Consider the following 12,713-nt stretch of genomic DNA (forward strand, 5'->3'; position numbering starts at 1 on the left):
CCTATTCCAACTGGCTGTCGTCTTCGGTCGGCTCGGCAAGGCCGTAGCGCCGCAGCTTGACGTAGAGGCTCTGACGGCTGAGGCCGAGCATCTCGGCGGCGGTGGCGCGGTTGTCGCCGGTGAGCTTCAGCGCCGTCTCGATGCACATCCGCTCGATCACGTCGGTGGTCTCGCGCACCAGCTCCTTGAGCGGCACGCGGCCGATCAGTTCGGCGAGCTGCTCGCGCGAGCGCGGAACGTAGCCGTGGTTGCCGCTATCGCCGGTGATGCGCGGGCTGACGTTGCGGATGGTGAAGCCGAGCCGGGCCTGGCCGGAGGCGCCGACCGTGGCGGCCGAGATCTCGACGTCGACCGGCGAGCCATGCTCGCCGCGGACGACGCTGGAGAACAGCTTCACGCTGCCATGCTGGCGCAGATTGGTCAGCATGACCGAGAAGTCGATCGCCGACTTGCCGATCCAGCGGTCGATCGTCTCGCCGAGAATCTGGTGCATGTTCTCGATCTGGGCGAGCTGGAGAAAGGTGGCGTTGGCGTGCAGCAGACGGCCATCCATGTCGGTGATGACGAAGCCGTCGGGAGCCGCCTCGACGAACTGCACCAGTTGCGTATTGACGTCGGAGGCCTTCGAGATCGCCGGCTGCGAGGTCTGCGGCGAGAACCGCAGCAGGTACAGCGACGTCGTGTCCTGCCGGAAGAAGGTGCCGTCGAGCAGATAGTCGCGCCCGCCTTCGAGCCTGATCCGGGCGCGCTCGATCTTGCCCTGCGACCGGATCGCCAGCGCCAGCGATTGCGACATCGACAGGTCGTCGAGCAGCAGGGCATCGGGAAACAGCTTGCCGATCAGGCTGGCGGCGCCGTGGTCGAGCAGGGCGGCCGCGGCCGGATTGGCCTCGACGATGCGATGGCTGGCGGCGTCGATGATCAGCACCGGCTCGGCGGTGATCTGGAACAGGATCCGGTAGCGCGACTCGGCGTTGCGCATGCGCGAGTAGTCGCGCTCGATCGCCACCTGGGCCTCGATCAGCTTCTGCTGGAGCGCGGCGGTGGCGCGCACGTCGCGGCCGACGGCAACGAAGCGGGCCGCGCCCTTGATCGCGACGACCGCGAACAGGATCGGGATGTCCGGTCCGCGCGCGGCCGGATAGCGCACCTCGCGCCAGCGCGACACCTTGCGCTCGGAGGCTTCGGCGAGCAGCAGCTCTGGCTTGGTCTGGCTTTCCTCGGACACTGTTGCTTGCCAGGATCGGCCGATCCACTCGTCTGTGTTTCTCAATTCAAGCGGCAGCCCGGCCTGTTGAAAGGCCAGGTCCTGAATGTTGCCGTCGGCGTCGAGCGCGAGCGCAATGTCGGATGCTGCGGCCACCAGCATGGCCGCAACATCCGCATTGAGATCGCCAAGCGAATCTTTCGGAGCTCTGAACGCCCTCACCAACGCCGTTGTCCTCCCAATCAAGGAGCCTTCGCGCGGCAAGTCTCGTTCCAGCAATCATCTTCACTGCACCCTCAGCTATCGCCGTTCGGTCAGAAGACTGACGACGTGCCGGGCTTGCGAAGCCTCTCTGCTCGGATCGGAGACGACACCGTCGCCGCCGACCAGAAGAACGAGTTCAGGCCGTTCAATAAACGCAGGACCGCAGACCAGCACGCCGATGTCCTGGTTGGAGGACTCGCGTCTGGCCACCCTTATGTTCGAGGCGAGATCGTCGAGCTTCTTGTCGCTGTTGGCGAAGAACTCGACGACATTGAACCATTGCGAGCGGAGCGCCTCGATGAAGCCGCGGTCGGCCGTGTCCGGCTCGATCCAGGTCTCGAAGCCGTCGCGCCGGAAGAATTCGCTGGCGAGCACCAGACCGAACATCATGTGGCCCATCTCGCGCCGGTCGCCGGGCGCCGTCGTCAACAGGACACGCAGTCCCGTCGGCGCCACCGCGAGCTCGGCGCAGAACGCCGGACTGAAGTGCCGCAGCAGCTGCTGCAGCCGCCACAATCCGAGGGTCACGTCGGCGAAGTCGCGCTCGTCATCGGCCCAGAGATGGCGCAGGTGGTTGGCGGTCGGCACCAGGAGATCGAGATAGATCCGCTCCAGCGTCTCGCCATGATCGCGATGCGACTGGATGCAGGCCACCGCGCGATCGTCATCGGCGTCGAGCACCAGCTCGGCGAAGTCGGCGGCCTCCTGCGCGGAGGCCGTGATGATCGCGGGGACGCGTTCGAGCGCAGAGGCGTGAGCCATCACGAGCCGCGGAATGATCTCGGCTTCGATCGCGCCGTTGAGCTGCGGATGGCGCGTGCTGTGCAATGGCACGTTGACGCGCGGCGTGGCCGGCGGATGAAAGCCGGACTGCCCACGCTTCGTCCGAAAGCGGGCTCGCGGAAAACGGACTGTCTCATTGAGCTCGGTCATAAGCGCCTCCCCTCCATATGAGCGCACGTCACTCGTTGCGTCAATATTATCTGACGTCAATTTTGATTGACACTCTTCCTGCCCAGGTCTAGCGTTTCCCCATCGGGCTCGCACTCGGGGATTTGCGATGCGCCACCTGCGAACTGCACAACGTAACGTTGATCAGACCGAGTGCGGTGCACCAGCAGTGTCCCTGTGGTTGTCATCATCGCACCACCCGGCACTGGTGTTGTCAAATCATCTTTACACATCATGTGATGCGCAATTCACGTCCGCCACTGATCCGTCGCTGTGGAGTCAGCTCTGCTACACACCTGAGCCGACGCCGCGTGCAAAGCGGCAAGCGCTTTACACGCCTGAGGAAAAGCGCAGGCGCGATGCCACGCCCTGGACGCTGGTGCAGGGAATTCTGGCGCCGCTGCAATTTCTTGTCTTTCTGATCAGTCTCGGATTGGTGGCGCGTTATCTCGCGACCGGCGACGGCCTCTGGCTGGCCACGGCCTCGGTCGTTCTGAAGACGGCGCTGCTCTACACCATCATGATCACCGGCTCGATCTGGGAGCGGATCGTGTTCGGGCGCTATCTGTTCGCACCGGCCTTCTTCTGGGAGGACGTGTTCTCGATGCTGGTGATCGCGCTGCATACGGCCTATCTCGCCGCGATCATCGGCCACATCGGATCGGCGCGGCAGCAGATGCTGCTCGTGCTCGCCGCCTACGCGGCCTATGCGATCAACGCCACGCAATTCCTGCTCAAGCTGCGCGCGGCGCGGCTGCAGGAGCAGGCGATGGCGCAGGCTGGCGTGACCAGCGTGGAGCGGGCGTCATGACCATTCTCGCGCAGGCCTGCGCCGTTTCCCCGGCATCGTCGCCCGACGGCGTGCTGCGCGAGCGCGGCCAGCGCGAAGTGTTCTGCGGCCTCACCGGCATCGTCTGGCTGCACAGAAAGATTCAGGACGCATTCTTCCTCGTCGTCGGCTCGCGCACCTGCGCGCATCTGATCCAGTCGGCCGCGGGCGTCATGATCTTCGCCGAGCCGCGCTTCGCCACTGCGATCATGGAGGAGCGTGATCTCGCCGGCCTCGTCGACGCCAATGACGAACTCGATCGCATCGTCGGTCAGCTCTTGGCGCGCCGGCCGGATATCAAGCTCCTGTTTCTCGTCGGCTCTTGTCCGTCGGAGGTGATCAAGCTCGATCTGTCGCGCGCAGCGCTGCGGCTGTCACAGCATTTTTCGCCGGGCGTCCGTGTGCTGAACTACTCGGGCAGCGGCATCGAGACGACGTTCACGCAAGGCGAGGACGCCTGCCTCGCCTCGCTGGTGCCGGTGCTGCCGGCCGCCGATCGTGGTGCGGGGCCGTCGCTGCTCGTCGTCGGTGCGCTCGCCGACGTGGTGGAAGACCAGTTCAAGCGGACCTTCACGGCGCTCGGCATCGACAAGGTGGCATTTCTTCCACCGCGGCGCTCCTCGGAGCTGCCGGCCGTTGGACCGGAGACGCGCGTGCTGCTGGCGCAGCCCTTCCTCGGCGACACCGCGCGGGCGCTGGAGGAGCGGGGCTGCCGCCGCATCGCGGCGCCGTTCCCGCTCGGCGGCGAAGGCAGCGCGCTGTGGCTCGCGGCCGCCGCTGAAGCTTTCGGCGTCTCGCGCCCCCATGTCGAGCGCACCATCGCGCCGCTCAAGGCGCGGGCCGAGCGCGCGCTGGCGCGCTACCGGGCGCAGCTGGCGGGCAAGCGCGTGTTTCTGTTCCCGGACTCCCAGATCGAGATTCCGCTGGCGCGTTTCCTGGCGCGCGAGATCGGCATGGAGCTGGTCGAGGTCGGCACACCCTATCTGCATCGCGACCATCTCGCCGCCGAGCTGAAGCTGCTGCCTGACGGCACGCAGCTCAGCGAAGGCCAGGACGTCGAGCGTCAGCTCGACCGCTGCCGCGCCGCGCGGCCGGATCTCGTCGTTTGCGGGCTCGGGCTCGCCAATCCGTTGGAGGCCGAAGGCCTCACGACCAAATGGTCGATTGAGCTGATCTTCACGCCCATTCAAGGGTTCGAGCAGGCCGGCGATCTCGCCGAGCTGTTCGCGCGGCCCCTGTTGCGTCAAACCAGACTGGCGGTGTGAGATGCAGCTGTCGGTCTGGACATATGAAGGACCGCCGCACATCGGAGCGATGCGCATCGCCACCGCGATGCGCGACGTGCACTACGTGCTGCATGCGCCGCAGGGCGACACCTATGCCGATCTGCTGTTCACGATGATCGAGCGCCGCGACCGCCGCCCGCCCGTCACCTACACCACCTTCCAGGCGCGCGATCTCGGCGGCGACACCGCCGACCTGCTGCAGAGCGCGGTGCGCGCCGCGTACGATCGCTTCCAGCCGCAGGCGATGCTGGTTGGCGCCTCCTGCACCGCGGAACTGATCCAGGACGATCCCGGCGGGCTGGCGCAGGCCTTGAAGCTTCCGATTCCAGTGATCCCGCTCGAGCTCCCGGCCTATCAGCGCAAGGAGAATTGGGGGGCCTCGGAAACGTTCTATCGGATTGTACGGGCGTTGGCTGCGTCTTCCGCGAACGGCTCCCCCCGCCGTGCAAGGGAGGCAGGCGCTCGTCCAGCCTGCAACCTGCTTGGTCCGACGGCGCTCGGCTTCCGTCACCGCGACGATCTCGCGGAAGTGACCAGGCAGGTTGTGGAGCTCGGCATCGACATCAACGTGGTGGCACCGTGGAATGCGACGCCGGCCGATCTCGCCCGGCTTCCCGAGGCCGATTTCAACATCGTGCTCTATCCCGAAATCGCCGCGACCGCCGCGCAATGGCTGCAGCGCCAGTTCGGCCAGCCCTTTACGCGTACGATTCCCATCGGCGTGACCGCGACGCGCGAGTTCATCGCCGAGGTCGCTCAGCTCGCAGGTGTCGACGCATCGCCCGTGCTGGCGCGCAGCGAGAGCCGGCTGCCGTGGTATTCGCGCTCGGTCGACTCGACCTATCTCACCGGCAAGCGCGTCTTCATCTTCGGCGATGCCACCCATGCCGTGGCCGCAGCGCGGGCCGCCACCCAGGAGCTCGGCTTCGAGGTCGTCGGCCTCGGCACCTATGCTCGCGAATTCGCCCGCGAGATCCGCGAGGCTGCCGCGATCTACGGCGTCGAGCCGCTGATTACCGACGACTATCTGGAAGTCGAGACCCGCGTCAGCGAGCTGCGTCCCGAGCTCGTGCTCGGCACGCAGATGGAGCGCCACATCGCCAAGCGGCTCGGCATTCCCTGCGCGGTGATCTCGTCGCCGTGCCACGTGCAGGATTTCCCGGCGCGCTACTCGCCGCAGATGGGCTTCGAAGGCGCCAACGTGCTGTTCGACACCTGGGTGCATCCGCTGATGATGGGCCTGGAAGAGCATCTGCTCGGCATGTTCCGCGAGGACCACGAATTCGCCGATCACGCGCCGTCGCATCTCGGCGCCGCACCGGCGGCGCCTGCGCCTGCGCCGCTCCGCGTGGTCGAATCCACGACATCGACCGAACTCGCCTGGGCCACCGACGCCGAGCGCGAGCTGACCAAGATTCCCTTCTTCGTTCGCGGCAAGGCGCGCCGCAACACCGAGCGGTTCGCGCGCGAGCGCAACGTCAACCTGATCACACTCGAGACCTTATATGATGCCAAAGCGCATTTCGGTCGCTGACAAGACACCCATCCGGGTGGTGATCGTGACGATGGACAGCCATCTCGCCTCGGCTGCCGTGCGCGCGCGCACGACGTTGCAGGCGGAGCTGCCCGGCCTCGATCTCAAGGTGCATGCGGCCGACGAGTGGGGCTGCAATCCGGCCGCGCTGGAGCACTGCCTCGCCGACATCGCCACCGGCGACATCGTCGTCGCCACCATGCTGTTCATGGAAGATCACATCCAGCCGGTGCTGCCGGCGCTGCAGGCGCGCCGCGACCATTGCGATGCCATGATCGGCTGCCTGTCGGCGGGCGAGGTGGTGCGCCTGACGCGTCTCGGCAAGCTGACGATGTCGGGCTCTGCCACCGGCGTGCTCGGCCTGTTGAAGCGGCTGCGCGGCAGCAACCGCTCCGGCTCGTCCAGCGGCCAGAGCCAGATGAAGATGCTGCAGCGGATGCCGCGGCTGCTGCGCTACATTCCCGGCACCGCGCAGGATCTGCGCGCCTATTTCCTGACGCTGCAATATTGGCTCGCCGGCTCCGAGCAGAACTTCGCCAACATGGTCCGCTTCCTGGTCGGCCGCTACGCCGACGGCGCGCGCGCCTCGCTGCGCGGCAAGCTCGCTGCGGCCGAGCCGGTGACCTATCCGGACGTCGGGCTTTATCATCCGCGTCTGCAGCAGCGCATCGTGGATCGCGTGGACGATCTGCCGGCGACGCCGAAGGCGGTCGGCCGCGTCGGCGTGATCCTGATGCGCTCCTATCTGCTCGCCGCCAACACCGCGCATTATGACGGCGTGATCTCGTCGCTGGAGGCGCGCGGGCTTGCGGTCGTGCCGGTGTTCGCCTGCGGCCTCGACGCCCGGCCGGCGATCGAGCGCTATTTCCAGAAGGAAGGTGTCGCCACGGTCGACGCGGTGATCTCGCTCACCGGCTTCTCGCTGGTCGGCGGCCCCGCCTACAACGACGCGCGCGCGGCCGAGGAAGTGATGGCCGGGCTGGACGTCCCGCTGATCGCGGCGCATCCGCTGGAGTTCCAGACCGTCGAGCAGTGGCACGACGACGCGCGCGGGCTGACGCCTGTGGAGGCGACCATGATGGTCGCGATTCCCGAACTCGACGGCGCGGTCGGGCCGACCGTGTTCGGCGGCCGCTCGGCGCTTGCCAATGATGGGCGAGACATGGCCTCGCTGCCGGAGCGTGCGGCGCAGCTTGCCGCGCGTGTCGCAAGGCTGGTCGAACTGCGGCGATCGGCGCGCGCGGCGCGGCGGCTCGCCGTGGTGCTGTTCAACTTCCCGCCGAATGGCGGCGCGGCCGGCACGGCGGCCTATCTGTCGGTGTTCGAGTCGCTGCACAACGTCATGACCTCGCTGAAGGCTTCGGGCTACACGGTCGATGTGCCTGCGACGGTCGACGAACTGCGGACGCGCGTGCTGAAGGGCAATTCCGAACGCTTCGGCACGGCGGCCAATGTCGCAGCGCGCATTCCGGTCGATCAGCATGTCCGGCGCGAGCGCCATCTCGCCGAGATCGAGAAGCAGTGGGGCCCGGCGCCGGGCCGCCATCAGAGCGATGGCTCCAGCCTGCTGGTGCTCGGCGAGCAGTTCGGCAATGTCTTCGTCGGCCTTCAGCCGGCCTTCGGCTACGAAGGCGATCCGATGCGGCTCCTGTTCGAGCGCAGCTTCGCGCCGACGCACGCCTTTGCCGCGTTCTATCGCTGGATGCGTGAGGATTTCCGCGCCCACGCCGTACTGCATTTCGGCACCCATGGCGCGCTCGAATTCATGCCGGGCAAGCAGGCGGGACTCTCGGCCGAGTGCTGGCCGGAGCGGCTGATCGGCGACCTGCCGAACTTCTACATCTACGCCTCCAACAATCCGTCCGAAGGTGCGCTCGCCAAGCGCCGCGGCGGCGCCACCCTGATCAGCTATCTCACGCCCTCGATCACCCGCGCCGGTCTCTACAAGGGCCTCGCCGATCTGAAGTCGTCGCTGGATGCCTGGCGCAATCTGTCGCCGGACGCGGCCGAGCAGGTCAGGGCCGCCAGCGCGGCGCTGATCCAGGCGCAGGCCTCCGCCGTCGATCTCGCCGCGGCCGAACCGGCCTGGGGCGATGAGCGCGAGGGCCGCATCGCAGCGCTCGCGACGAGCGTGCTCGAACTGGAATATTCGCTGATCCCCCACGGTCTGCACGTCGTCGGCGCACCGCCCGAGCAGGCCCAGCGCGCCGAGCTGCTCGACCTCGCCGGCATCACCGACGACGTCAAGCGCGCCGAGCTCGACCGGCTGCTGGCGACCGACAGCGAGACGCCGGCGATCCTGCATGCGCTCGACGGCGGCTACATCCGCCCCGTTCCCGGCGGCGATCTCCTGCGCAACACCGACGTGCTGCCGACGGGACGCAATCTGCACGGCTTCGATCCGTTCCGCATCCCGAGCGCGTTCGCGCTCAAGGATGCCGAGCGCCAGGTCGCGCGGCTGCTTGCCCGCCATGCCGGCGAAGGCCACGGCCTGCCCGAGACGATCGCGCTGGTGCTGTGGGGCACCGACAATCTCAAGACCGAGGGCGGGCCGATCGCGCAGGCGCTGTGGCTGATGGGCACCGAGCCGCGTCACGACAGCTATGGACGGCTGTGCGGCGCCAGGCTGATTCCGCTCGAAACGCTCGGCCGGCCGCGCATCGACGTCGTGATCACGCTGTCCGGCATCTTCCGCGACCTGATGCCGTTGCAGACCAGGCTGCTCGCCGAAGCGGCGCTGCTCGCCGCCTCCGCCGACGAGCCGGCCGAGCTGAACTACGTGCGTAAGCACGCGCTGTCGTTCCAGGCGGCCCATGGCGGCGAGCTGGCCGACGCGGCGCTGCGCGTGTTCGGCAATGCCGAGGGCGCCTATGGCGCCAACGTCAACCACCTGATCGACTGCGGCGCCTGGACCGACGAGGATGAGCTCGCCGACGTCTATACGCGCCGCAAGGGCTTTGCCTACGGTGCCGACGGCCGGCCGGTGCGGCGCGACGCGCTGCTCGGCCATGTGCTGGCCGGGGTCGACGCCGCCTATCAGAACGTCGACTCGGTCGAGCTCGGCGTCACCACGATCGACCACTATTTCGATACGCTCGGCGGCATCAGTCGCGCGGTGCGCCGCGCCAAGGGCGAGGCCGCGCCGGTCTATATCGGCGACCAGACCCGCGGCGAAGGTACGGTGCGCACGCTGTCGGAGCAGGTCGCGCTGGAGACCCGCACCCGCACGCTCAATCCGAAATGGTACGAGGCGCTGCTCGCCCATGGCTACGAGGGCGTGCGCCAGATCGAGTCGCACGTCACCAACACCATGGGCTGGTCGGCGACCACGGGGCAGGTCGCGCCCTGGGTCTATCAGCAGATCACGACGACCTTCGTGCTCGACGAAGCGATGCGCGAGCGCCTCGCCTCGCTCAATCCGGCGGCGTCGGCGAAGATCGCGAACCGTCTGATCGAGGCGCATGAGCGCAATTACTGGACCCCGGATCCCGCCATGCTCGACGTGCTGCGCAAGGCCGGGGAAGAGCTCGAAGATCGCCTCGAAGGCGTGGGAGTTGCCGCATGAACGTGACCTTGAGACCGCCGCTCGCCTCGACGGCATTGCGCCGCCCCGATGGGGCCGGCAGCGTGCAGGTGCAAATGGACCCGACCCTCGCCATCGGCACCGCCAAGGTGTTCTCGGTGTACGGCAAGGGCGGCATCGGCAAGAGCACGACCTCGTCGAACCTCTCGGTCGCGCTATCGAAGCTCGGCAAGCGCGTGCTGCAGATCGGCTGCGATCCCAAGCACGACTCCACCTTCACCCTGACCAAGCGGCTGGTGCCGACCGTCATCGACATTCTCGAGCAGGTCAACTTCCATGCCGAGGAGCTGCGCCCCGAGGACTTCGTCTACCAGGGCTATAGCGGCGTGATGTGTGTGGAGGCGGGCGGCCCGCCGGCCGGTACCGGATGCGGCGGCTATGTCGTCGGCCAGACCGTGAAGCTGCTCAAGGAGCATCATCTGCTCGAGGACACCGACGTCGTGATCTTCGACGTGCTCGGCGACGTCGTCTGCGGCGGCTTCGCAGCCCCCCTGCAGCATGCCGACCGCGCGCTGATCGTGGCCGCCAACGATTTCGACTCGATCTTCGCGATGAACCGCATCGTCGCCGCGATCCAGGCCAAGTCGCGCAACTATCCGGTGCGGTTAGGCGGCGTCATCGCCAATCGCAGCGCCGCCACCGACCAGATCGACAAGTTCAACGAGCGCGCCGGCCTGAAGACGGTGGCGCACTTCCCCGACCTCGACGTGATCAGAAAGAGCCGTCTCAAGAAGTGCACGCTGTTCGAGATGGAGGCCTCGCCGGACGTGGAGCGCGCCCAGAACGAATATCTGCGCCTCGCGGCCTCGCTGCTCGCCGGCAGCGAGCCGATGCAGGCGGTGCCTCTCAAGGATCGCGATATCTTCGATCTCCTTGGATTCGATTGATCGGGTTTCGACTGATTGGGTTTCGATTGAGCAGGGCTGTCCGATGACCTCAGCGCAATATCTCGCCCGCCGTAGTGAAGTGGAGACCTATTTCGACCGCACCGCGGTCGCCGCCTGGACGCGGCTGACCTCGGATGCGCCGGTTGGGCGCATCCGCGCCACCGTGCGCGCCGGCCGCGACGAGATGCGGCGCACGCTGTTGTCATGGCTGCCGCTCGATCTGCGCGGCGCGCGGCTGCTCGATGCCGGCTGCGGCACCGGCAGCTTCTCGATCGAGGCGGCGCGCCGCGGCGCCGAGGTCGTGGCCGTCGACATCTCGCCGACCCTGATCGAGATCGCCCAGCGCCGGCTGCCCGACGACATCAGCCACAATGCGATCCGCTTCGTCGCCGGTGACATGCTCGATCCCAGGCACGGCGGCTTCAATTTCGCGGTGGCGATGGATTCCTTCATCCACTACCGCGCCGAGGACGCGGTGCGCATCGTCGCCGGCCTCGCGGCGCGTACCTCAGATGCCATCCTGATGACCTACGCGCCGCGCACGCCGCTGCTGGCTGTCATGCATGCCGTCGGCGGCCTGTTCCCGCGCGGCAATCGCGCTCCGGCGATCGAACCGGTCGCGGAGCAGAAGCTGTCCCGCCTGATCGCCGATCATTCTGATCTCGCCGACTGGCGCTGCGCCCGCAACTGCCGCATCGCCAACGGCTTCTACATCTCGCATGCGCTGGAGCTCCGCCCGTCATGAGCGCGCGCGCACCATCGTTCCTGCAACTGTGGACGCGGCTGTCGGCGCGCTATCTGCCGTTTGCGGATGCCGCCTCGGCCGAGCTGCCGCTGTCGCGCCTGATGCGGCTGTCGCTGTTCCAGGTCTCCGTCGGCATTTCCGTGGTGCTGCTCAACGGCACGCTCAACCGCGTCATGATCGTCGAACTCGGCGTGCCCTCCTGGCTCGTCGCCACCATGGTCGCGCTGCCGCTGGTGTTCGCGCCGCTGCGCGTGCTGATCGGCTTCAAGTCCGATCACCATCGCTCGGTGCTCGGCTGGCGCCGCGTGCCTTACATCTGGATGGGCACGCTGCTGCAGTTCGGCGGTCTCGCGATCATGCCGTTCGCGCTGCTGGTATTGTCGGGCGATGCGCCGGGCCAGGTGATCGCCGGCCGCATCGGTGCCGCGCTCGCCTTCCTGCTGGTCGGCGCCGGACTGCACACGACGCAGACCGCCGGGCTGTCGCTCGCGACCGACCTCGCACCGGAGCAGGCCCGGCCCCGCGTGGTGGCCTTTCTCTACGTGATGCTGATGTTCGGCATGATGGCGAGCGCGCTGACCTTCGGCGGGCTGCTGGCCGAGTTCAGCGAGATGCGGCTGATCCAGGTGATCCAGGGCGCGGCGCTGACCGAGATGGTGCTCAACGTCATCGCGCTGTGGAAGCAGGAGGCGCGTGATCCGTCGCGGACCTCGGCGAGCCGCGAGCGGCCGCGCTTCGGCGACTCCTGGCGTCACTTCCGCGAGGCGGGCGGCTCGGCGCGCGTGCTGCTCGCCGTCGGGCTCGGCACTGCCGGCTTCACGATGCAGGACATCCTGCTCGAGCCCTATGGCGCCGAGATCCTGCATCTCACCGTGGGCGAGACGACGGCGCTCACCGCCTTGCTGGCCGCGGGCACGCTCGCCGGCTTCGGTCTCTCCGCGCGCCGGCTCGGCAAGGGCTCCGATCCCTATCGGATCGCAGCGCTCGGCGGCCTCGTCGGGCTGTTCGCCTTCTCGGCGGTCATCTTCTCGGCACCGCTCGCCTCGCCGCTGCTGTTCCGGATCGGCGCGACTCTGATCGGCTTCGGTGGTGGATTGTTCGCGGTCGGCACGCTCACCGCGGCCATGGCGCTGGTGCAGAATGGTGAGAGCGGCCTTGCGCTCGGCGCCTGGGGCGCGGTGCAGGCGACCGCGGCAGGTGTGGCCATCGCGGGCGGCGGCGCCATTCGCGACGTGATGTCCCAGCTTGCGCTGGACGGGCACCTCGGGGTCGCGCTCGCCGGGCCGGCGACCGGCTACAGCATCGTCTACCACGTCGAGATCGCGCTCCTGTTCGTCACGCTGGCGGTGATCGGACCGCTGGTGCGGCGGCGGGCCGTGCAACCACAACAACTACAATTCGGGATCGCTGAATTTCCAGGTTAGCCC

9 protein-coding genes are annotated in these 12,713 nt (G+C 67.6%); 7 read left to right on the forward strand and 2 right to left on the reverse strand.

Annotated features, from left to right (window positions below; genetic code table 11):
• Position 1: 1 nt before the first annotated feature.
• Both ppsR and ACQR1B_RS20915 read right to left on the reverse strand, forming a co-directional pair.
• The gene (gene ppsR / locus ACQR1B_RS20910; protein WP_434833441.1) at positions 2-1,369 is read right to left on the reverse strand and encodes a transcriptional regulator PpsR; all 1,368 of its coding nucleotides are present in this window, start codon (positions 1,367-1,369) and stop codon (positions 2-4) included.
• A gap of 138 nt (positions 1,370-1,507) precedes the next feature.
• On the reverse strand, positions 1,508-2,404 hold the full coding sequence (locus ACQR1B_RS20915; protein ID WP_434833442.1) for a cobalamin B12-binding domain-containing protein: 897 nt from the start codon (positions 2,402-2,404) through the stop codon (positions 1,508-1,510).
• A 229-nt stretch (positions 2,405-2,633) separates the two neighbouring features.
• Here ACQR1B_RS20915 and bchF point away from each other — a divergent pair, with 229 nt between their 5' ends.
• The 7 genes from bchF to ACQR1B_RS20950 are packed head-to-tail and all read left to right on the forward strand — an operon-like array spanning position 2,634 to position 12,710.
• Positions 2,634-3,233: a 2-vinyl bacteriochlorophyllide hydratase gene (gene bchF / locus ACQR1B_RS20920; RefSeq protein ID WP_434833443.1), complete on the forward strand. Its 600-nt coding sequence runs from the start codon at positions 2,634-2,636 to the stop codon at positions 3,231-3,233.
• Positions 3,230-4,516: a ferredoxin:protochlorophyllide reductase (ATP-dependent) subunit N gene (locus ACQR1B_RS20925; protein ID WP_434833444.1), complete on the forward strand. Its 1,287-nt coding sequence runs from the start codon at positions 3,230-3,232 to the stop codon at positions 4,514-4,516. Before bchF ends, ACQR1B_RS20925 begins: the two co-directional genes overlap by 4 nt.
• 1 nt (position 4,517) lies before the next feature.
• The gene (gene bchB / locus ACQR1B_RS20930) at positions 4,518-6,071 is read left to right on the forward strand and encodes a ferredoxin:protochlorophyllide reductase (ATP-dependent) subunit B (protein WP_434833445.1); all 1,554 of its coding nucleotides are present in this window, start codon (positions 4,518-4,520) and stop codon (positions 6,069-6,071) included.
• A complete protein-coding gene (locus ACQR1B_RS20935) occupies positions 6,046-9,636 on the forward strand; it encodes a magnesium chelatase subunit H (protein ID WP_434833608.1) in 3,591 nt (1,196 codons plus the stop codon). The genes bchB and ACQR1B_RS20935 overlap by 26 nt, the downstream gene beginning before the upstream one ends.
• Positions 9,633-10,541, forward strand: coding sequence for a ferredoxin:protochlorophyllide reductase (ATP-dependent) iron-sulfur ATP-binding protein (bchL, locus tag ACQR1B_RS20940; RefSeq protein WP_434833446.1), 909 nt, complete (start codon positions 9,633-9,635; stop codon positions 10,539-10,541). The genes ACQR1B_RS20935 and bchL overlap by 4 nt, the downstream gene beginning before the upstream one ends.
• 43 nt (positions 10,542-10,584) lie before the next feature.
• Positions 10,585-11,286: a magnesium protoporphyrin IX methyltransferase gene (gene bchM, locus ACQR1B_RS20945; protein WP_434833447.1), complete on the forward strand. Its 702-nt coding sequence runs from the start codon at positions 10,585-10,587 to the stop codon at positions 11,284-11,286.
• Positions 11,283-12,710 carry a PucC family protein gene (locus tag ACQR1B_RS20950; RefSeq protein ID WP_434833448.1) on the forward strand — a complete coding sequence of 476 codons (1,428 nt, stop codon included), beginning with the start codon at positions 11,283-11,285 and terminating at the stop codon, positions 12,708-12,710. Before bchM ends, ACQR1B_RS20950 begins: the two co-directional genes overlap by 4 nt.
• Positions 12,711-12,713: the final 3 nt, after the last annotated feature.

Origin of the sequence: Bradyrhizobium oligotrophicum, from assembly GCF_051168495.1 — a bacterium.
GTDB classification, from domain to species: Bacteria; Pseudomonadota; Alphaproteobacteria; order Rhizobiales; family Xanthobacteraceae; genus Bradyrhizobium; species Bradyrhizobium oligotrophicum_A.

Excerpts from the sequence above, each read along its gene's own strand:
- ppsR (WP_434833441.1), bottom strand. The coding sequence starts at position 1,369 with ATGCTGGTGGCCGCAGCATCCGACATTGCGCTCGCGCTCGACGCCGAC.
- ACQR1B_RS20915 (WP_434833442.1), bottom strand. The coding sequence starts at position 2,404 with ATGACCGAGCTCAATGAGACAGTCCGTTTTCCGCGAGCCCGCTTTCGG.
- ACQR1B_RS20925 (WP_434833444.1), top strand. The coding sequence starts at position 3,230 with ATGACCATTCTCGCGCAGGCCTGCGCCGTTTCCCCGGCATCGTCGCCC.
- bchB (WP_434833445.1), top strand. The coding sequence starts at position 4,518 with ATGCAGCTGTCGGTCTGGACATATGAAGGACCGCCGCACATCGGAGCG.
- ACQR1B_RS20935 (WP_434833608.1), top strand. The coding sequence starts at position 6,046 with ATGCCAAAGCGCATTTCGGTCGCTGACAAGACACCCATCCGGGTGGTG.
- bchL (WP_434833446.1), top strand. The coding sequence starts at position 9,633 with ATGAACGTGACCTTGAGACCGCCGCTCGCCTCGACGGCATTGCGCCGC.
- bchM (WP_434833447.1), top strand. The coding sequence starts at position 10,585 with ATGACCTCAGCGCAATATCTCGCCCGCCGTAGTGAAGTGGAGACCTAT.
- ACQR1B_RS20950 (WP_434833448.1), top strand. The coding sequence starts at position 11,283 with ATGAGCGCGCGCGCACCATCGTTCCTGCAACTGTGGACGCGGCTGTCG.